We start from the raw sequence: 21,727 nt of genomic DNA on the forward strand, positions 1-21,727 counted from the left end.
CATATAAGGGGTGTATGATATGCCTTTCATTGACACGACTGCTGCTACTTTTTCACCGAAAGTAACAGAGTCTGATTTACAAGCACGATTAGGTGATCTGCTCGCGACAGCAGGCTGGAGCGTTGCGGCTAACTTTAAGAAGGTCATTTTTGATGCAAGCTTAATAAATCCAAGATCGACCAAAACCCCCAGTAATGTGTATCGAATAACGGTTGCTGAGCATTTTATTTATGCAAATCAAGAAAATAAGATGTTTGGAATTGCGATTACTGGCTCTTGGAGTCCAAAACTACTGGAGTATAAATTCAGACCTGATAAAGATGCGATTGCTGATTTTGCTGATTGGACAACAAATGAGTTTAGAAAATATCGGTCTCCTCAAACACTATTTGTCTACATGGTTGAAGACCTAAAGGGATTGACTCTAAATTATTCAGATGTTGTTTTAGCTTGGGATACAAGTCTAGAAAAGGAACAATTGCGCGCAGCAGTCGATATTGAGGTTGAATCCAGTAAATGGAGTGATTCTGGATCGTCGAATGTTGTATTCACAATTGACAAGGCTGAGGGAGGCCGAATGCAATCACCTGTAATGCAGGCTGGTCTTCGTACTAATTTATTAGAAAAATATTTTGAACCATCTTACAATTCTGCTGTTCAGTTTACGAACTGGTGGGCTGATTCTGAGATATCAATCAAAGGGACTCTTTCAAAAACGAATGCATTTTTTGTTATGCAATGCGATAATGTGCCTGCACCTGAAGGGAACTTAGTACCAAGTATTCCGTTTTACTTTGGCAAGCTGGATCCAATTGAAGAAGGCGACAATGCTTACGCCTTGTTTGTTGGTAGTGTACCTATTGAGAAAAATCTCAAGGATATTACGGAATATGATTACGACAATACAGCAACTCGTCAACCCAATATTATGCCGTTGCTCAAATCGTATCCAAAATTCCCTGCTAACGGACTGGATAACGTATGTGTACATCGTGGTAAGCTGGGTGCTCGCTATCAGGCACACTATTTGTCCTGGAATGCACCACCAAATCAGATGCCACCAGAACGATCTTCAGCCGATGGAAAACGAGATTACCCGCGAGCTTGGAATAACGCAGAGAATCCTTTATATAAATACAATTTTAATCCGTCTCGATACAGTAGCAAGGTTCATACCTCCAAAGTATACGTAATCCATCCTGAGGAAGGTGTGCGTGGAACGCTTAAAGATACCATTGCTTTGGCTGCGTTCTCCTTTCATGCAAATAAATTACGAGTCAAAAAAGCTCATTGCCCAGATGAATTTGACGTGTACCGCTATTTCATGGTAGAAGGTGTTTCTCCTCTTACCAAGAAGCCAGGGACTCAATTCCGTCCTGCTGGGATTGGCTTGTACCTGAACACGGTTGATAAAGAAGGAAAAGAAATCCCTACTCCTTAGGATTAGGTAAAACACGTAGAGAGGTGAATGCGTAATGGCATGGTTTGATGGAGATTCTACCATTCAGTTGTTTCCTGATAAACTTGAAAAATTATTTAATGATCATGGGTGGCAAACTTATGTAAAATATCGTGCGCTAACAGATCATGCAAGAAGAATCACAACAAAATTTGCAGATGTACGATTGTTTCGATCCGTTGGAAGTGATGGTCAAGTTCGAAATTTTGGTATGGTATATGGCTACGGTGGGAAATTCAAGAAGCCTGGTGAAGTAGATTATATTTCACAAAATTCAGTGTTAGGTGAAGCTACTTTGCTTACGGGTTCAACAACCCAATTGCAAGTCATTGTTTACCCTATCGAAAAAGGATCACTAATGCTTTACAAAAATGGAGTATTTGTTGATAAAGCAGAGTATAAGGTGGAGGACTTTACTGGAGTTATTACTCTCAATTCTCCAGCAGAACCTAATGATAAATTCACAGTTTCCTATGCCCCCGCACCAAATGCACCTGATATGCCCAAAAGATTGTATTTCTTTACCTATGATGATGTTCGAAGTGAGAAGATTGTTCAAGGAATGGATGGCAATGTAAAAGTAGGTGATCCTGAATCTATTTTGCCTGATGGAGATGGCTCCAAACGAAGCTTTCCGATTCCAACAGTAACTACAATTAAGGAAGGAACGGTACGTCTTTATATAAACCAGATTGAAATTTCGCCTGAGGAGTACGAGGTCGATTACACGACGAACACAATCAAAATTCTCTCCACTCGTCCAGCTCCTGATTTGGGGGCAGAGTTACATGCTTCCTATGTACGTGTGTTAGTTGGAACTGGAACAAAAACAATTAACTATGGCGATATCTTAGTGAAAAAATTTGATCCAGATGATGGTAAATCTATGATGGATGGTGTATATTCTGCCATTACTTATATTTATCCATCCATGCCAACTGCCTTGTCCTTTACTCCTTTAGATCATTTTGATCGAGGTTGGCAACGTGACTCTACTATGTTTTATTGGGGAAATATGACAAAGGATCGAGTCGTTTTATTCCTGCGTCCTGATCCAACAGCGGGTCCTGAGAACACCTATTATGCTCCCTTATATATTGGACGTATGACCACGCTTGGTAAGTCTCCACGTAAAAATCATGTGATTATGTCAGGGTGTCGTCCAAAAGATGAGATTAAATGGAAGAAGGATATGAAACTAGGAGCTCTGTTTGTTGACTATGGTAACCATACCTCCAATGGTAATAGTAGTGTACAATTGCAACAATCTATTGGTGGTACGTATTACCAAGAGCATTATCTAGCTTTTATTACACATGACAAAATGGTTGATGAAGGTGAGTCACGCTTCAATCCATCTGTTTATAGTGGGAAATATCATATTTCGCCAATGTATGTAGTACATCCAAACGATGGTTTTGTTGGTAAGCTGGATGAGTGCTATGCGATCCATCCAAAAAATATCTCTCAGTTGGACGAGCTAGAAGTAATTGAGACTTCTGAAAATGAAGATCTGGGTAAAGGAGATGGCGTGAAGAAAACCTTCCATCTCTCCCACCAACCTTCACTAAAAGATGATGGGACCCCTTTCAAGCTGGAGGTAAAAGTAGATTGTACGTTGATGGTGCTTGGCACGGATTATACGCTTGATTTTGAAACAAAGAGAATTGTGTTCTTGGATGGAAAAGAACCTGCGAAAGATGCAGAAATACTTGCTACTTATGACTATAAGCAGCTGTATCGCTATTCATTGGCAGATACACCTGTATGTCCTTTAACGTTAGCAACCATAAGCCCGTTTGCACCTATCGGTCTTGGTATCCTAAAAGACACACTTGTTAAAAACAGCTAATAAGGCGGGGAGGTTGGCGGTGTGCTGAATGGTAAAAAATCTTACCTAATCAGTTTCACCGCCCTTTTTTCTAAAAAGGGCTATGAACTGGCGTTTGGTATAGACACAGTTTTTGATGGGATTAGAAATACTAAATACCATTTAACAGCCCCTGTTTACAGTACTTATAGAAGCCTTAAATTGGATACCTACAAGACAGCAAATAAAGTCTCTTATTCCGCTACCGGTCTGCTTGGAAAAAACATGAAGTTGGCTTCTAACGTGACAGAAGTGGAGGGAGTAGAAGTAGAGTCAGTCTTTGGTAATGTCGTATCCTATCTTACGGACATCTATAGATACAGTAACGGGGAACATGCAGTGATGGACAGTAACAATCATTGTTTGCAAGAAGTAACACCATTTTTAAATGTCCAGAAACAGATCGACAGAAGTACAAAAGCTGATTCTACTTTACACGCTAAAAGCGAACAAACGGTCTTAGCAGAGACATTCGTTCCTGTTTATCAGTCAACTTTTACCTATGGATTAACAAGTCTGGAGGTCAAGAATCAGCTTACTATTAGTGCTGTAGGGTATGAACAAGATACTCATACAGCTACTAATTCTTTTGCAGATAAAATCTTGAATACTTATAAAGCATTGTTGGAAAATCAGGAGCTTGCATCCACAAGCAAGAGGCTAGATACTTCTCAACCTGATCAACTGACGAAAAGTAAAATGAAGAAGATAACCTATGAGGGTAAAGAAGTGCTCTCGTCACAAAATACTCTTTCTGAAGAGGTGGGAGAGCTACAGGATACATGTCTGTTCAACAAGATTGATTACGACGTAGAAAATCAAGCCAGTAAAGCTGCTCTTCGTATTAAGGGTGATATATTTGACACGGAATGGGAACAGAATGCGCTTGGATATAGGGAGTCCATCTATGATGTAGATGCATTACATGATGTAACTGATACGGCTAGACAAGCCTCTTATCTAGCGGATTGTACGGATAAGAAAGCAGCTAAGCCCGTTTTTGATTATAAAGAACAAATTGTGATTGAAACCTTACGTAATCCTATAAAAAAAGATACCCATGATGTATATTCTATCGTTCCTTTTTCTGACAGTGACTCTTTATCGATGCAAGCAGATACAAAAGAACCTCAGAATTTAATCAATGGACTAGCTTCTGAATATGTGCCTGGAAATGTTTCTGGTTCAATACAAAGCTATTTAAAACGAGATAGTGGGGTAACGATAGAAAAATTCTCTATCTCAAATTTGGGAACTGATTGGGATATTGATCATCAAACCTCCGTTGCTGTAGAGGGATTAAAGAGCCTGTTCGTCCAAACTCCCGAAATTAGTAGAATGAGCCGCTTATTAGAAATTATGTATGGTGACAAAGCATGTAAGATGATCGAAGCAGGCATGGAAAACGTGATTAAGCATACAGTGATGCAAACTACTACAGATGTAGATATTCACTCTATCTCTCAAACAGTAATACAGCATTTACTGGAGGGTAATAGCAGTCATTCCTCAGATTCAAAAATACAAAAATTTGTACAAGGTCTGGATACTTATACCAGCGATGTCCAGATAGAGAGTGAAGAGCTTGGACAAAACCAGATTAAAGCGGATGGCTTTGAAGATAAAAAAATAGATGCGTTTGTAAGTACTAGTGGAAAACAGGCTTCTGTTAACTGTTTTGTATCTACAGCGCATAGCAACTTTAAGCACCTAGTAAATAACTCTATATTTATATCTGGTCAGTCTGCACGAGCGCAATACTCAGATTCACCAGGAAACATAATCCAAGGTTCAGTAGAAAACCCTATCTTTTTAGATGTAGATCATACTGTCTTTGTAACGAAAAACCAAAATTGTTTGGGTGACATGGAAGAGCTGATTTTGTCGAATAGTGGGTTTACTCGTGAAATAGATCATCATCAACTACTGATAGCAGAAGTAAGAAAAGACATAGCTTCTGAAAATCCGATAAACAGTACAAAGGTAAAAGTTATAAATGATGTAGATGTAGGAAATTCATTGAAATTAGATATTGGAAATAAGAAGAAGGAAGCAGAAGCTTTCATGCTCGAAGAAACATGTGGTAGTGGTATTCATTCTCGTAGTGATGCGATATCTCATAATGGAGTATCTGTCTTTAAAAATGATTTTGCTAATGCAGATACACAGAAAATTGATGTAAGCTTTGTTGGTTTTACTGAAGATACGCAGCAAGAAACCATACGATGGATAGACAAATGGATGGATCAAGAAAGTGAATATGAGCCTCAGTATACCGCGCATTCAAGTGGAAGCGTACATGCTGTAGTAGAAGAAAGCGAAAAGGTCCGCAAGGGAACAGATTTGCCTATTGCTACGCTTGAGAACAAGGAGCTAGGGACAATGGCTTCCCATGTAGATAGTATTCTTGATTATACAAAACAATCCAAACGAGAGTATACCAATAATGGATTGCTTATTTTCCTAACAGAAAGCACTTCTTCGATGGAAGAGGATTCGAGTGAAGTAGATTCGACAGAAACAGCAGATTATGTAATCAATTATGAAACAGTAGAGCAACGCCCAGAAATAGCGGACTATGGAATGAACTACGAAGCAGTAGAGCAACGCCCAGAAACAGCCGACTATGTAACGAGCTACGAAGCAGTAGAGCAACAGCCAGAAACAGCCGACTATGTAACGAACCACGAAGCAGTAGAGCAACAGCCAGAAACAGCCGACTATGTAACGAGCTACGAAGCAGTAGAGCAACAGCCAGAAACAGCCGACTATGTAACGAACTACGAAGCAGTAGAGCAACAGCCAGAAACAGCCGACTATGTAACGAGCTACGAAGCAGTAGAGCAACAGCCAGAAACAGCCGACTATGTAACGAGCTACGAAGCAGTAGAGCAACAGCCAGAAACAGCCGACTATGTAACGAACTACGAAGCAGTAGAGCAACAGCCAGAAACAGCCGACTATGTAACGAGCTACGAAGCAGTAGAGCAACAGCCAGAAACAGCCGACTATGTAACGAGCTACGAAGCAGTAGAGCAACAGCCAGAAACAGCCGACTATGTAACGAACTACGAAGCAGTAGAGCAACAGCCAGAAACAGCCGACTATGTAACGAGCTACGAAGCAGTAGAGCAACGCCCAGAAGCAGCCGACTATGTAATAGATTACAATCATATAGCTGTAGATAAACCAGAATCAGGCTCATATGAAGTTAATTATGATGCTAACACGGGTGACATAGAATTGGGCACCTATAAAGAAAAAATCCTGGATACCTTTACTTCTGTAAATGATACAGCATTTGTACAACAATGCTCCTATGATTCTATCTTCGTGGAATGGAATAGTGGCGATAGACAACAGCTTACTATGGATGCCATTTCAAATAGTCAGGAATCAGGAGAAATCAATAAACGTGACAACGCGAACCTCCAGAACATGGAGTTTGCTTCCTATGATAAAGGTTTGTCCACTGTAATAGAGGAAATGACGATGCAACAAGTAGGAGAAACCATCTATGATGCACATGTGGAAAACGCCGAGAGCTCTGGGGCGGATACCATTTCTGTAAGTGTTACTCAAAAGTTTGAAATGTCATATATGGATGGAAGGAACAAGTTGGGAGTTTTACAAGATCAAGTACATGCAACAGATGACGGTGGATCCATTCAAACCACTATTAATCAAGATACGAAGGCCAATTCCATTACAATGACTCAGGACAGCCAAGTTCACATCAATACAGATGGTGTAAGGAAGAAGAAACGAATTGTAACTCATCTTCAAATAGTAGAACAGTCAAACAGACGTAAACGTGTTTATCCAATACTCTTGTCTCATGCTTTAAAGGGTAAGCGTATGAAAAATGTAATAAAAACAGATCTGATTCAGCCTGAAAAAGCAAGAAGACCTAATAAAAAGATTAATACAGTTCTAGAACACGGATCTAGAGCTACCAATGAAACCATCCCTTCTTCAACAAAACGTAAAATTTGGATGATTCTTGGTAAGCTTGCTTCTTGGAGCATATGGAACTGGAAGAAAACAAGGTAGGGGAATTTATGGGAATTTACAAGAAATGGAGTGGTTTGATTTTTGATGATAAGTTTGATAACGGGAGTATTCACTCTCGTTACAACTTATCTCCAAGCAACGCCTGCTCACTTGATCGTAGTAAGAATCAGCTGGTTATGACCCATACAGATCTGGAAACATCGGTGTTGTTCAATGTACCAGATGATGAACATACCCTAATGTTTGAGGTAACAGCTGATTATGTCCCAACGGAGCTTGGTGATGAAGGTGGTATTCTCATTTGGCAAGATGGGTATCATCGACTAGAGTTTCTTGAGAGCAGAGATACGACAGTAAAGGAATACAGTAGATGGCGAGCCTATAAAAAAGGGAATAAATGGACTTTTTTTGCTAACCGAGGATATGGCTGGGAGTTATTTGATACAGATGATATAGTGGCTGAGAAGATGGGGGTTGTTGTCAAGAATCCCTCATCATCAGGCTATATGAATCTAAATATTGATCGGCTAATCGTATGTAAGGATAGCAAAATCACAATTGGAAATCTACCACCAGGATTTTCTGTATTTTTGTGTGATACGGATGGCTATACCGTTGCTTCTTCGACCTTAGAAGAAAATTGGACAGGAGTTGAATTAGAGCTCCCGACCTTGTCCTACCACGGCATGATTCGAATCTATGATTCCACAGGTACACTCTTGTCCAGTCTGGGACCTTTTGAAATGTATGGTGGTGATGTCTTTTTATACGGGACAGACCTGCGGGTACTTTGGAAAGGCGTTGAACTAAGCTCTACAGGAGAAACCTATCTGGGCACCATGTACGAAAAAACAATTATCGTTCAGATGGAGCTGCACAATCCGTCTTCCAATAAAACAGCAACAAGTATTTCCATGCGTATTTTAAAATACCTAGAGGAATTTGGATATGAGTGGGCTGATATTTGTCATGATGACGGACCAAATATGCCGACGAACAATTATTCTCAAACCCTTGATATGGGAGACTTAGCTCCACTCACTAGTAGGAAGTTTTGGATGAAGGTAGAGAAAAAAAGTGAACGCATTGGATTAAAACCATTGCACTTCATTCTGGATATTAATCATTTGTAAGGAGGGTGTTTGGGGATGGCAGGAACTAAAATGACTCTACGTCGATATGGAAACGAATATCTATATTGGAAGGAACAAGAGATCATTGTAGACCAGGCTTATCTGGATCTCAATCGAGGTTTATTTATTCATTTAACACATCCTTATCAAATGGGTACGAAAATGTTAGATGTATATTTCAATGGTCAACACTTACTTGCAGATGGTGGCTATGAAGAAATAAATGAATATATAATTCGTCTCGATTTAGGTGTTTATCCAGAATTCCATCCATTGATGGGACAAGCTGTACCACTGGTGCTTGGCGATGAGATATTTATACGTACCTGGAAACCTGAATATCGCCAAGGAAGTGGGAGTGGTATCGATGATCTTAGATTTAAAAGACTGGAAGAAGAAGTCATTTCAGCAAGAAGATATAAAACAAGCGACTTGCCTTTCTTTTCTATAGACGACAGACTTGATCATATACAGGAAAGAGCTCATGTAAAAACGATGGTGTTCGTTTTAAATCGTGTATTTTTAGGGGTAGCAAAGCTTGAGATACGTTTCCCTTTCGATGGGAAGATTCAGGAAGTATACGCTTCTTGCGCTAAATCAGGCATCGGAAAAACCGTATTTCAAATCGAAAAATGCTCGCAAGCTAATTATGATAGCACCCCATCCTGGAAAAATATTTTCCAGGATAAGCTTGTCATAGACAAAAATGAAAAATCCTCAAATACAGCTAATCCCAGCTATAAATTAGCAGAAGATACAATCTTAAAAGATGATCATTTTCGCATTCATGTTAAGGAGTTAGGCGAAGGTATTGAAGGCGTAACAATTGAAATAAAGGTTATAATCTAATTTTACCATCTTCGGAGAATATCTAGTCCTTTATACCTATAATGATTGTGAATATTTTAAAAGAGGTGATAATAATGGCTGGAACAAGAGGTATTGCTAGATTACGCGGTGAGCAGTTTCATAATAAGATTATGCGAAATAATCATTTTGATTCTGCTAACAAAATTAGTGAAACATATTTAGATATTCAATTTCACAATCACCGGGAAATTCTAGAAGACACAAAGATTGATGTGTTTGTACAAGCAAACAATAAAGAAGTAAAAGGAGTTTCTCAGATTGACGTTACGGCTGACGTTGGTGCTCGTAGTATCTCGACGGGCGTGGATGTAGAAGGAGTTGTACTAACTGAAAAGGTTCAACTTCGACTGACTGGGAGCGATACACCTATCGGGGATGCTGATTCTGATGTAGTCTATGGTCGACTGGAAGAAGCAGGAGGAGTATTTACTCTTACATTCTTTAGTATGGAAAATGGAGCAGAGCAGTTATATACGTTTGATAAAAAAGCAGAAAATATTGATTATCGCTTTGTTATTCGTACGAATCTATCTGTTATACCAGTGGATGCCATTGTTAAAGGCGGTGCAGGCTTTGTAGAGGGTGCCACAGATGCTAGAGCATACATGAACCTTGTACAGCTTATGAAGGACATCTATGGTAAGGGTGGTACGCTTGATAACGATGGTAATGCCAATCTAGCTACATCCATTGTCCAACAAATCGCTGACGAGGAAAGCATGCGTCAAAATGCTGATAAGGCTATTCGCGATGATTTTGCTGCAACCACTGGTGCCTCTCTTGTAGGAGTTGTTAGCGATCCAAACTATACAGGCCTTACTGTTCAGACAGTGCTTACTGACCTTGCTAAACGTATAAAAACCGTAGAGCATGGTTCTGATAAAGAGGTTGTAGATGCCCACATTCGTGATGTGGCATCGAAAAATGGTTTGTTTCCAAAAGCTAACTTTACTAGTCTGAAAGAACGTCTTGTTGAGATTGAAAATAAGACAGATATTCGTACGAAAGAGCTAGATGATCGCATCCTTCTGCTTGAAACAGAAGAGGAAGAAGAGTTTTACGAGGCAAAGGGTGGCGAAACAAGCTATTCTCTCACAAAAGGTATGGCAAAAGACAAATCAGTTTTAGTAGCTATTAATGGCCAAATTCAAGTGCCCACGATCAACTTTGAATGTAAAAGAGATGCTTCTAATAGAATTATTGGTATTGATTTTGCTCCAGATGTTTTAAAAGTAACTGACGGAATTCCTGATCTACTTTATATCAGGTACAAAAAATCCGTATAGGCGCATTCGTTTCGCTATATAGAGAAACATCACTGTAATGAAAAGACTCTCTCTCTAGAGGGTCTCTTTTTTGTTAGATCAAAGAGAGGTGGTACTGATTCTATTATGTATTCGTTATTACTAAATCATCAATTGTGACCTTGGCAATCGCTTGTTTTTTGTTTCTTCGTTTGTGTTAAGGTTTCGTGTGGCTATCTTATATTGAAAGTATAACAAGTGTGTTTTAAAGCACTTTCAAGGAGGTTTTCACATGCCAGCACCAGCAGTATCGTGGTATAAGACTGATAATGTAACCCAATTAACAAAATGGGAGATTGGCACAATTGATGCCGGTTCAATTTCACCGGCTCTCGGGGTATTAATCTGGAATAACCGTGGGGGTACTGCAGACGTCTCGACCATGACGGATTGTACCATTACAACGAAAGATAGTGCAGGGGGCGACACAGGAGATTTGGTTATCGGCACATGGATTGAGGTTCGTGTCGATAGTATGAAAGAAAGTAATTTCTCCAAAATTGGTGGACCTGTAACGAAAGCTATTCAGCCAGGTGGTAATACAACCAACCCAACAGGAACCTATTCACCAAATAATCAAGAGATACTAGGTGTCCAAAATGATGGCTCCACTGTGAATTCGAAGGGAAATTTTGTAGAGGTTACTCTACGTGCGAATGTGCCTCCTCTTGCTACAGCAGGTAACGTCAATTTCTTGACCCGGGTAGCTTATCGCTATATTTAGTGAGGATGCTTACATCCAATACAATGGAGGGGGACTTTTACCGTGTTTTCTCGTTGTAACGGCTATTCGCCTGTCACACAGGATTTCATATGGTTAGGTGAGTACGTAGATGGTACTCACCTAGCTGAGTTTGATTATACTACGAAACAAGAGAATAGCTTCTATGAGATTCAAAGAAGCAAGTTAATACGCTTCGGGCTAGTTGGTCATGGGCAGAAGCTTTTTTTTGAAAAGGATGGAACGTTTAATCTAGCAGGTAGATTAATTGAAGTTACCTATGCAACACCTGACAAAGATTTTTATCTAACCGGAAACATTCAGAATACCTACACAGATATTATTTCGTACAAAGATGCAGAAGCAAGGGGCTTGGCCAACTTTAGTCCTATGGCTCTTAGTAGTGGAGGCAATCTTAGTAGTACAATTACTCAATATAATTTTGGATACAAATCTACTTTTATAGCAGATGATGTGACAATCCATTTTAAGGCGATTTGCTGCATTCCATTTCAGTCTCCCTTTTATATGAACTTCTGGTTAGTTAGTAATAAAAAATTAGACGGAAAATTGCAAATTAGGGTGAATGGACTTATAGCTAACGAGTTTCATTCTCCATTACGACCAAATGTAGGAGGTGAGCTGAATTGGCAAGTGTTATAAATGAACAGTTGGCAAGAGAAATCCGCCAATTTATAAAGAATGCTATGAATCGTGGACAAAATCCCGTTGTTCAAGAAGAGACGAATAATTCCTCTCAGAAGCAGGTTGCTTCTAAAAAGAGAAGTTTGTCTAAGGGAAAAGTAAAGGATACTTCGTCTCAAAATCTACTTTCAGTGTCAGAAGAGAGGAGAGCAAAACCGGAGTCCTTGCAGGTCAGATTTTTTTCATCACATGTCCATGAAGGCAAAGGACAAACGACCTTAGAGGCTTCCCCTATACCTGTGGAGGTACTTACTCCACATGGATGGGTATCTGTCCAGGACATTTATTTAGTCGATATGCTTTTAGCCAAGGCAGCAAACGAGCGAACAAAAGAAGAACAAAGCATCTACGAAGAGTATCAAGCCTTTGCTAGTATGTTTGGAACTAGACATCTGGAAGCAAAGGTCATTTTAGAGACTACTGATTTGTCAGAGATAGATATAAAGGGAAAAGATAACCTACCATCTATTTCTGACGCGATTGAACAGCATGAAGAGATTCCATTCTCACGTGAATTTGTTTGGGTGGATGGTGCCAAGGATACCAAGGGAATTATCGTGCTACCCTATGATGATTATGACAAGGTATTTGTTGTAAGTGATGCTGATCATGATGGGAAAAATGAGATTACGTTTCTTCAAAGCAAAGAAGAGAGAAATGGTGTGAGACCATACTTTGAAAAGAAAAATGGAAAAACATATCTTTATGTGAATCACTTTTCTGGGGGCGGTGGAACGCAAGCTGACCCTTACATTGTTTCAAATGAACAGGATTTGAATAATGTAAGGAAAAATCTAGGGGCCTGGTATGTGCAGGATCAGGATATTGTGATGGGGAGCTTTCAATCTGGGGAAGGGTTTGAACCGATAGGGGCTTCCAATGCACCCTTCACTGGAAACTATGATGGTCGAGGTCATTTCATCAAGGGTCTCTTTATGAACCAGAACAGGGCTCACGTAGGCCTGTTTGGTACTGGTCGCTCAGCAATCATTCGGAATTTGCGTCTTATTGATCCTAATATTACAAATGAAAAACAAATAACAGGTACCCTCATAGGATATATCGTTGGATGTAAAATATTTAATTGCAATGTTATTGGAGGATCAGTAGAAGGTCAGGGTGGCAAGGTTGGGGGGCTGATTGGTGATGCCTATGCTTATTCTGGCCAAAGTGATTGGACTACAGAAATAAGATTTTGTTATAACTATAAATGTAACGTTAAAACAGGTGGAAATATTGCTGGTGGATTAGTAGGAAATGTATATTGGGATAATAAGGGCGTTTATATGGATAATTGTTACTCCACAGGAAAGGTCGAAGATATTACTGTTGCCAAGGACAGAACTAATATTGGAGGAGTAACAGGCTCTTATGGAGATAAAACTTATGCTACCAACTGTTTTTGGGACTTGGAAACCTCAAGTGCACCTACAAGTGGAGCAGGCATTGGAAAAGCAACCTCAGATTTGATGAATAAGGATATGTATTCTTGGGATTTTGATCTGTATTGGGATGTAAAGAAAGATGTAAATCAAGGGTATCCTGAGCATCGACAATTTATTCGATACAAAACTGGAAAAGGGACACAGGCAGAACCATATATTATTACCACAGAATATGAACTCAATCAGATGCGATGGTTTCGACATAGTAGATTTAAATTAGAAGATGATATTAAAATGGTTGATCATCAAACCAATAGTGGCTTTTATCCTGTAGGTTTTTCTTTAGTTGGTCAAGATAATCACTTTCAAGGGAACTTCGATGGTGGTGGACGATGCATTGCGAATTTGTTTATCAATCTACCAGGAAATAGCTTTGTCGGATTATTTGGTCAAATAACAGGAGCAACTATCCAGAATCTAGACATTATAGACTGTAATGTTACGGGGGCCGCTTCTACTGGTTCATTAATAGGATATAGTATTAATTCGCTGATTAAAAATTGTCATGTTGATACGTTTTCATCATGTCGAATAACTAGTAAAGGCAGTAATGCAGGTTCCCTTATTGGTCAAGCTTCCTCAAATACAATTATTGAAGATTGCTCTGCAAATGCCAATATGATTGGAGTCGATAATATCGGTGGATTCATAGGGACTATTACAGACAGTCGAATCAGCGTGATAAGAAGTTATTCTAGAGGAAGGATAGAGGGGTCTACTAATGTTGCAGGATTTATTGGACATATGAACTCTGGTACTTCTATCATTGAAGACTGCTTTACTTCATGTAATGTAATTGGTAGTACTGTTGGAGGATTTGTTGGTTATATTACATCAGGAATTTTTAAAAGATGTAATGCAATAGGTACTATCTATGGATCAGGTTCAGGCTTTACGTATAATCATTATAGTGGTGGCAGTAAAACCCTAACCGAATGCTATTTTGACCGCCAAACCTACAAAACAACCAGCGGTGGATACGGTGGCATTCCAAAATATACTGCAGAACTTAAACACCCATCTCTCTATCTTACTTGGGATTTGACTGCTACCTGGATTCTAGATACAAAATACAATGACGGCTATCCAGCTTTGCGAAATCTACTTCCCATTGATCCGCCAATTTTAGGTTTCCGTAATGAATTTGGAAAATATTATACAGACAATGCAGGCGGGGTATTACGCTATCTGGATTTTGGAACCCTGATCGCAAGCCAGACCTCTTTGCCAAAGGCAGTATGGTTACAGAATAATGCAGAGTTTCCTGTCAATCGAATGCAGGTGTGGGTCGATAAAGCAACGGTCGAAGCAGGGATGGATGTCAAACTCAGTATAAGCGAAACACCATTTATTGGAATTTCAGAATTAGAGTTTAGCGGTACCTATGCACCGGGTGCAGCATCTAAATTTTATGTCAGAGTTGGTTCAGATATTACGGTGAAGCAGGGTGGTACCTTTGATCTTAAGGCCAAGGCTAGTCCAGCATAACGAGCTTCCAATACAATGGAACAGGGCGTGATATTACATGTTTATTAAAAAAGGATTGGTCCTTTCCCTTCACGCTTCTCTTGCTGAAAATGGTCTGACAAGAGGTAATAATGCCACACCTACCACCAAATGGCATGATCTTAGTGGTAACAACAATCACGGTACCTTACACGGGTTTCAATATAATTCTCAAAGTGGATGGGTAGGGAACAATACGGGCTTTCATCCGTATACCCTTTATTTTGATGGATATGGCAACTATGTCACTTGCGGTAGTGCTTCTCAACTGAAGCCTACCGCAAGTATTACATTCGAAGCCTGGTTCTATTTTATTGGCGGAAGTATTGTTCTGTCTTCAGGGGGACACATTGAGGGTACACAAGGAATTGCTCTCTTATTTAACGAACTGGGTGAATTGGAATTACACGTAACAACTCCTGAATACCAGACCATGTTTAATCTTGGATACCAATCCAAAAGCGAATGGTATCACGTGGTTGGCTCTTTTGACGAACATACGGGATTCTTGAGTGCTTATCTTAATGGAGCCCCACAAGGAAGGATAAAGGCAACATCTGGAACGTTTACAGACCCTTTAGCCGACTTGATTATAGGGCGTCATCATAAAGAGATGTCAAAATGGTTTCGAGGAACAATCCCCGTAGTCCGAATTTATAACAGGGCGTTGTCTATGGATGAAGTAGCTCAGAACTACTTGGCTGGGTATCTGTTATATAAAAAAGAGACCCAGATACCCTCACATATCCTAGTCCCAAACCGCCAGGATGTTCATTGTTCATTGAAAATAGGTACCAGTGGCATTGTGAAAGGGAATTACCGAATTATTCCATCTGATGTGCAGGATATACCATCCAACATCAAGATTAACAGAACAGTTGGACTAGCAGGTAGTCTTTACGTTAATCCACATACAATCATGCATGGGGTATACGATATTCAGCGACAGACTACTTGCGATATCCCATCTTCTGTATGTATCAACCATACGAATCACCTAGAAGCTGTACTTTCTGTTCGATCTGAGGCTATTCTTTCGGGTAAATATCAAATTACAGAGCTGTTTAGATATAATGTACACAGTTCCATTCAGATAATTCAAAGAGATACATTAGTTTCTCACCTTTCCATTTTGCTAAAGGGACAGATAACGGGCCGATATGCAGTGAAAGGTATAACTAGTAACGAACTCTTGTCCTCTCTCTCAGTTATAAACACCTCGAATCTTGCAGGAAAACTAGGTGTTACGTCCAGACAAAAACTTGTGGCTCGATACAAGATTATCGAGACATCAGTAGATAATCTCATTTCGCAGCTACACGTCACAGCTACTTCCCAGCTATCTTCTAGAATGGGAATTAATACAAAGACTCAGCTTATCGGTAGGTATGACATTGTACCGGTTGAAGGTAGTGATTTAGTTTCTTCTCTAAACATAACTAGCAACGCCGATCTGAACAGTCGATTGAAGATAGCTACGCGTGGATTCCTAAAGGCCAAGTATGGAATGAAAAGAGGCGATTACTCCGATCTTGCCTCTAACATGTCTATTAAAGAAACAAATGATGTGCCTTCGTCTCTTGGCATTGCTCCGTATGCAAAGGCAATAGCAAAATACAGAATCATTGCAAACTATGCTTCTGATATTCCAGCTGATATATCCATTAAGGTGAGTAGCAATCTTCCAGCGCTACTACGTATTTCTCCGTACAGTCATATGAGAAGTAAGTATGAAATTTTGTCACCACCTGAATTTACTGCGATCTTGTATGCGAATAAGGATGCTTTTGTTCGAGAAGCCGTTCCAAGATTGAACTATGGTATTGAACAACAAATGTATATCGGACACGATTCTACACTGAAGGATACATTCCGTTCGTATATAGGGTTTGATTTAGCATCTGCTTCCATCCCAACTAGTAATGTTACTATTAAGAAAGCGGTCGTAAAGCTATACGTTGACGGTAGAAATATACCAACTAAGCAGGTCCAAATGATTGAACCAGTCACAGATTGGACCGAATATGGTATCACCTGGAAAAATCAGCCTTATCCGTTTGGGTTTGATTCACCTACATCGTCGTATGATGGGATTAATGTGATAGAGAGTATCGAGGGGAATTCCAGATATATTTCTTTCGATGTAACAGACTCAATTAAAAATTGGCATGAGAAAAGTAAAGACAATTTTGGATTTATCGTTAAAGCTTTCAACGAGTTTGAAAATTCGGCGCTTACTTTCTTTACCAGAGAACAAAAATCACATAGACCTATCTTAGAAATAACGTATTATGACACGCGAATATATAGTCTAGGTAGAGATAGCTGCTGGTCTGAACTAATAGTCAGACAAAGCAAGTCATTAGATGTAAAATCATCTTTACGGATTAGACAATTCCAGGATTATAAGGATTTGTCAGCTCGCTTATTCCTAGTCAGTCCTCGGGATCTTTTTTCAGAGATGACCGTAAGTAGAGACCAATTGAAAAGTAGTATATCTGTAAGACAGTCAACTCACCATGATCGCGAAGGCCATATGAAGGTTTTTACAAAAGATTCTTTCTGGATAGAATGCAGTCTATTTGTAAGTGCGCCAGATAGACCTTCTCACATCTATATCTTAAATAGAAAAGATATAGACTCTCAGCTAGCAGTAAGACGTGAGGGCTTTCCATATCCTGAAATCAACTCTACTCTGTGCATTAATCGGGATGTAATAGATGGAGAAGTGATTGTACGGCGATCTTCGGAAATAGATTTCTCTTCCTATATGACTGTAAATAGAAGCGATTTACATGCTTGCCTATCGGTCTATACTGGCTTTGACACCCCAGGATTTTTATCAGTTATGGTAGGAAATCAAGTTGATGTACCAGCAAATGGATTTGTAAAATTCCATGACAGCATATCAAGTATGCTGTTAGTCAATAAAAACCACATGCATGGTAGCTTGAATGTGGTGTATGCGTCCCATCTTGCAGCGTCTCTTCATGTACGGATAGCTGAAGTCGTGCAGTTACAAGCAAGACTAGTGTTGAAATCAAGAAACAATCTTTTATCAAATCTATATATTTATCCTAGATTGGATGTTCCTTCGAATATTTTTGTTCTTTCCGGATATATATCGGGGCACTTAGCTATCCCCTATAATAAAGGGAAGGATGTACCTTCCTATATCACCATTAGGGTAAAAGCTGTGTCAGATTTGGAGACTACAAATCAGGTTCGATCAGGATATTTAGGGTCAAGTATTCATATTCGCACTAGTACACATCACGATCTTTCTACTAAATTAGCCGTTCAATTACAAGACCGATCGGAACGTTCTGGCCATCTGGTTGTAAACGCCTTAGGTAAAGACGATTTAGAAGCCCAAATCAGTGCCCGCAAGATGCGCTATGCCTTTTTGTGGTGTTTCTTTGCCGTTCGATTATCGGATTCTACTTCATTAGACAGTAATTTGATTGTTCAAGTAACAGATGGCAATGATTTACATTCAATGCTTTCCATTAGAGTAAGGTCAAATGTCAATCTTCCAAGTCATACAGCCGTTAGACGAGAAGATTTTTCTGAATTGCTTTCCTTACTACTTCTAAAAGAGCATAGTAATCTTTTAGGAAGGATTGCTATTCGGGTACAAAATACCGTCGATTTTCCGTCATTTATGGAAATATGGGAAAAATCATTACTGAACGGAAGTATTAACGTTAGGAAGAACATTCATACTGATCTCTCATGCTCATGCATCATCAAGGTGTGTAGTGACATTGAAAGTCATATTGATGTTGTGGCTGAATATGGATATGTCTTTATTATGTAAGAATAGTAACCTCTGTCCTCCGTGGCAGAGGTTAATTTTTTACTCTTTTTACTTATATTAAAGATTGTTGACAACAGATGTGATGCTTGATACAGTCCAAAAATCGTTTCATGTAAGCCCAGTTTAAAGTATTGAAGACGATACGACTTCTCTAGCTTATACGAGGATCACGACCTTAAACATTACGTAATTTTACAGACAAAAAAGAAGGTGAAATAAGCGTGGATGCGAATGTAATGATCGCCATTATTGGGGGAGCAGTATCCCTTAGTACAGGTATTATCGGTTATATATCCGGCCGAAATAACAATCAAAAAGAAGTAAGTATTTCAGATCGTCAGTTATTGTCTCAAGCTGAACAGACATTTCGAGCAGAATTACGAGAGGAATTGAGAATCTACAAAGAAGAAATCAAGGCATTAAAACAAGAGATTGAAGTATTACGGCAAGAAAACTTCAAACTTCTGACGGAAAACAGATCACTTAATACAAAAGTAGAATCTTTAATGCTGCGTTTAGATGGGGACCAATGAGTAGAACTGTATACTTATTCATTATGCATAAAACCGTATTAAAATCGGAACTCTTTTTAGATTAACGCAGCAGGCTATGCATATCAAATGAAAAAGTAGGTGAGCATCATTCATGTTTGTAATGAAATATCCCATTCAAACAAAATATGTAACTCCAAGAACCAAAAGACGTTCAGGAATTCCTATGAAGCGAATCGGTTTTAACGTGGCTCACGACACAGGAAACCCTGGATCAACAGCTCTTTCCAATATTCGTTATTATCAAAATACCTGTGACAGCATGAGTGCTTCAGCCCACACTTTTATCGATGACACAGGAGTCTGGGAATGTATTCCTGCTACTACAGGCAAGCCAGACAAAGCATGGCATGTTCTCTACGAAATTCCCCAGGATAATCAATGGTTTAATGGTGATACCAATCGTAAATTAGACCTCACAGAAAACGCCTTTAAGAGGATGAACATCACATGGAACCAATTCATTCGGGATGTTATCAAAGAATATAAGCTATGTACACCAAAATCCAGCATAATATCTTCGATAGATACAAAACCAGCAGAGGGGAATGAAGAGGACTTGAAACTAAATGAGTGGCAATTCGATATGCTGACCCAAGCCTTGGTCGATCTTACTCGTAACGGTTCTTTAACGGATAATACTTGGGCAGAAAAAGCAAAATCTAGAACATCAAAACAGAGTGAGCTTAGCTTTATTACGACGATGGTATTACAGCGTAATCTAACGGGTGAAACCAAATGACAGATTTTATATTAGAAAAAGCTCAACTGCTCATCCTATTAGCCTTTTTAACAGAATCACTTACAGAAATTATTAAAGGAATGTTTTCAAAGTGGATGAAAGATCAAATGACTTATTTTATTTCCATCTTAATAGGGATTATCCTCTGCTATGCTTTTGGAATGAATCTATTTGGCATGCAACAAATGTGGAAGCATGTCTCTATCGTTTCAGCTGGACTAATCGTGAGTCGAGGCGCTAATTATGTGCATAGCTTTGTCAAGAATTTAGGGATGTTATCAAAAGGACGTCAATAAATACTAACGGAATATTTGCGATGTATATTAGGAAAGTATCATGTTACTTTCCCAAAACTATGATCGATAGAAAAAGGAAAAGAGCTAATGGCGAATGATTCGCTAATGGCTCTTTTTATGTATGTAAAGAGATGATTTTAAGAATTAGATTAGGAACACACATTCCTGTTTCTAAGAATTTATAAGTGGAAATATCGTGCAACTTTTCAAAAGGTTGCATCGACTACTATAGTATTTGCTACTGAAGGACTATTACTTTAGATGTAAAAATATAGTTGATACCTTAGGTCTTAAACATATTATCTGTTTTTAGTCCTGAAATACATTAGTCGGTAAGTCCTGACTATACGATTTTCTGATTTGAAAGTATGCCAGGAGGATTTATATCAAACACAAAAATAGCAAGGGGAAATAAAAATGAAGAATTGACAACTAGATATAAATATAGAGAATTAAGGGATTTTCTAACTTTTACATATACTTCCTAAGAAAAAATTACTAAGGTTAGTTAGATCATGTCAGCAGTTACTTATATATAGAAGTGAAATCCTTTGGTATCAACTACCCATTAATGACAACACGTAACATACAATCTATCGTTAATAGATTTCCCTATTCTTCTACTACCTATATGCACAAATATAAGTTTCTCTAGTAAACAATTATCAAAGTTGATTATCTCTCATAATATTTGTAGTCGTTAGGAGGATTTATTATATGGAAAAAGCCAAAGGTACTACAGAAATCCTGGATATTGGAATCTTAAATCCAATATTTGATTTTGTGTTGTCGGGGGTCCACATAGCAGACAGAGAGGATGTAAAGCATGATTCTATTGTCCGAATATTAACTGCAATGAACAGAGGAGCCATTAAAAAGGATCTGTTTACTTTTTCTCATACGGTAATTAGAAGAACTGTCATGGATTATTATCGGAAAAAAAGACGGATGATTATACAGAAAAGTACAATGGTTCATTTTTGTGATGGGGCCGACGATGAAAAAGGATCAACTACTGATCATTTCTATGGCGTAGATTATGAAGTTGGCTATGGATTGGCCGATGTACGCAATGATTATCTGTTTCATAAACACCTTTTTACAAATCAGGAACAGAAAATTATTAGCTATATGCTGTTTACCGAAGACGGAATAGATATGAAACCTACGCAAATTTCCAATCAACTAGGTTTAAATAAGTCCCATGCTTCACGAGCAATGAACAAACTTAAGCACGTATGTTTGGTGTAATTCTGATAAAAAGAGGAGCCGAAATCCATTTCATAATAAA

At 38.9% G+C, this 21,727-nt stretch carries 14 protein-coding genes; all 14 read left to right on the plus strand.

The features are described 5' to 3' along the window. Positions 1–19 precede the first annotated feature (19 nt). The 14 genes from ACQV1I_RS11610 (at position 20) to ACQV1I_RS11675 (ending at position 21,687) form a co-directional block, all read left to right on the plus strand. Complete coding sequence (locus ACQV1I_RS11610) at positions 20–1,441, plus strand: hypothetical protein (RefSeq protein WP_116334359.1); 1,422 nt, start codon at positions 20–22, stop codon at positions 1,439–1,441. A 34-nt stretch (positions 1,442–1,475) separates the two neighbouring features. Continuing rightward, positions 1,476–3,311, plus strand: coding sequence for a hypothetical protein (locus tag ACQV1I_RS11615; RefSeq protein ID WP_116334358.1), 1,836 nt, complete (start codon positions 1,476–1,478; stop codon positions 3,309–3,311). A 21-nt stretch (positions 3,312–3,332) separates the two neighbouring features. Next, complete coding sequence (locus ACQV1I_RS11620; protein WP_438769232.1) at positions 3,333–7,382, plus strand: hypothetical protein; 4,050 nt, start codon at positions 3,333–3,335, stop codon at positions 7,380–7,382. Next, on the plus strand, positions 7,358–8,476 hold the full coding sequence (locus tag ACQV1I_RS11625) for a cell adhesion protein (RefSeq protein WP_116334542.1): 1,119 nt from the start codon (positions 7,358–7,360) through the stop codon (positions 8,474–8,476). The genes ACQV1I_RS11620 and ACQV1I_RS11625 overlap by 25 nt, the downstream gene beginning before the upstream one ends. Positions 8,477–8,491: 15 nt before the next feature. After that, positions 8,492–9,325 carry a hypothetical protein gene (locus ACQV1I_RS11630; RefSeq protein WP_116334541.1) on the plus strand — a complete coding sequence of 278 codons (834 nt, stop codon included), beginning with the start codon at positions 8,492–8,494 and terminating at the stop codon, positions 9,323–9,325. Between the two features lie 74 nt (positions 9,326–9,399). Then, positions 9,400–10,632: a hypothetical protein gene (locus tag ACQV1I_RS11635; protein WP_094701652.1), complete on the plus strand. Its 1,233-nt coding sequence runs from the start codon at positions 9,400–9,402 to the stop codon at positions 10,630–10,632. A 250-nt stretch (positions 10,633–10,882) separates the two neighbouring features. After that, on the plus strand, positions 10,883–11,374 hold the full coding sequence (locus ACQV1I_RS11640; RefSeq protein WP_003337268.1) for a hypothetical protein: 492 nt from the start codon (positions 10,883–10,885) through the stop codon (positions 11,372–11,374). Positions 11,375–11,416: 42 nt separating this feature from the next. Next, positions 11,417–12,034, plus strand: coding sequence for a hypothetical protein (locus tag ACQV1I_RS11645; RefSeq protein WP_094701651.1), 618 nt, complete (start codon positions 11,417–11,419; stop codon positions 12,032–12,034). Beyond that, positions 12,019–15,009, plus strand: a complete 2,991-nt coding sequence (locus tag ACQV1I_RS11650) for a filamentous hemagglutinin (protein WP_116334540.1) — start codon at positions 12,019–12,021, stop codon at positions 15,007–15,009. Before ACQV1I_RS11645 ends, ACQV1I_RS11650 begins: the two co-directional genes overlap by 16 nt. A gap of 37 nt (positions 15,010–15,046) precedes the next feature. After that, positions 15,047–18,847 carry a DNRLRE domain-containing protein gene (locus ACQV1I_RS11655; RefSeq protein WP_116334539.1) on the plus strand — a complete coding sequence of 1,267 codons (3,801 nt, stop codon included), beginning with the start codon at positions 15,047–15,049 and terminating at the stop codon, positions 18,845–18,847. 221 nt (positions 18,848–19,068) lie between these two features. Next, entirely contained in the window at positions 19,069–19,380 is a 312-nt protein-coding gene (locus ACQV1I_RS11660) for a hypothetical protein (protein WP_094701648.1), read from the plus strand. 112 nt (positions 19,381–19,492) lie between these two features. Beyond that, entirely contained in the window at positions 19,493–20,140 is a 648-nt protein-coding gene (locus tag ACQV1I_RS11665) for an N-acetylmuramoyl-L-alanine amidase (RefSeq protein ID WP_116334538.1), read from the plus strand. Beyond that, positions 20,137–20,436 (plus strand): hypothetical protein, encoded by a 300-nt coding sequence (locus ACQV1I_RS11670; RefSeq protein ID WP_094701646.1) that lies wholly within the window; start codon positions 20,137–20,139, stop codon positions 20,434–20,436. The genes ACQV1I_RS11665 and ACQV1I_RS11670 overlap by 4 nt, the downstream gene beginning before the upstream one ends. A gap of 717 nt (positions 20,437–21,153) precedes the next feature. Further along, a complete protein-coding gene (locus tag ACQV1I_RS11675) occupies positions 21,154–21,687 on the plus strand; it encodes a sigma-70 family RNA polymerase sigma factor (protein ID WP_116334537.1) in 534 nt (177 codons plus the stop codon). The last annotated feature ends 40 nt before the right edge of the window (positions 21,688–21,727 follow it).

The sequence above is a fragment of the Brevibacillus sp. JB24b genome (assembly GCF_051713385.1).
Classification (GTDB): domain Bacteria; phylum Bacillota; class Bacilli; order Brevibacillales; family Brevibacillaceae; genus Brevibacillus_B; species Brevibacillus_B laterosporus.

What these genes read in the sequence shown, in the direction of transcription:
- ACQV1I_RS11630 (WP_116334541.1), top strand. Translation starts at nt 8,492, where the DNA reads ATGGCAGGAACTAAAATGACTCTACGTCGATATGGAAACGAATATCTA.
- ACQV1I_RS11610 (WP_116334359.1), top strand. Translation starts at nt 20, where the DNA reads ATGCCTTTCATTGACACGACTGCTGCTACTTTTTCACCGAAAGTAACA.
- ACQV1I_RS11635 (WP_094701652.1), top strand. Translation starts at nt 9,400, where the DNA reads ATGGCTGGAACAAGAGGTATTGCTAGATTACGCGGTGAGCAGTTTCAT.
- ACQV1I_RS11655 (WP_116334539.1), top strand. Translation starts at nt 15,047, where the DNA reads ATGTTTATTAAAAAAGGATTGGTCCTTTCCCTTCACGCTTCTCTTGCT.
- ACQV1I_RS11665 (WP_116334538.1), top strand. Translation starts at nt 19,493, where the DNA reads ATGTTTGTAATGAAATATCCCATTCAAACAAAATATGTAACTCCAAGA.
- ACQV1I_RS11625 (WP_116334542.1), top strand. Translation starts at nt 7,358, where the DNA reads ATGGAACTGGAAGAAAACAAGGTAGGGGAATTTATGGGAATTTACAAG.
- ACQV1I_RS11640 (WP_003337268.1), top strand. Translation starts at nt 10,883, where the DNA reads ATGCCAGCACCAGCAGTATCGTGGTATAAGACTGATAATGTAACCCAA.
- ACQV1I_RS11675 (WP_116334537.1), top strand. Translation starts at nt 21,154, where the DNA reads ATGGAAAAAGCCAAAGGTACTACAGAAATCCTGGATATTGGAATCTTA.
- ACQV1I_RS11670 (WP_094701646.1), top strand. Translation starts at nt 20,137, where the DNA reads ATGACAGATTTTATATTAGAAAAAGCTCAACTGCTCATCCTATTAGCC.
- ACQV1I_RS11615 (WP_116334358.1), top strand. Translation starts at nt 1,476, where the DNA reads ATGGCATGGTTTGATGGAGATTCTACCATTCAGTTGTTTCCTGATAAA.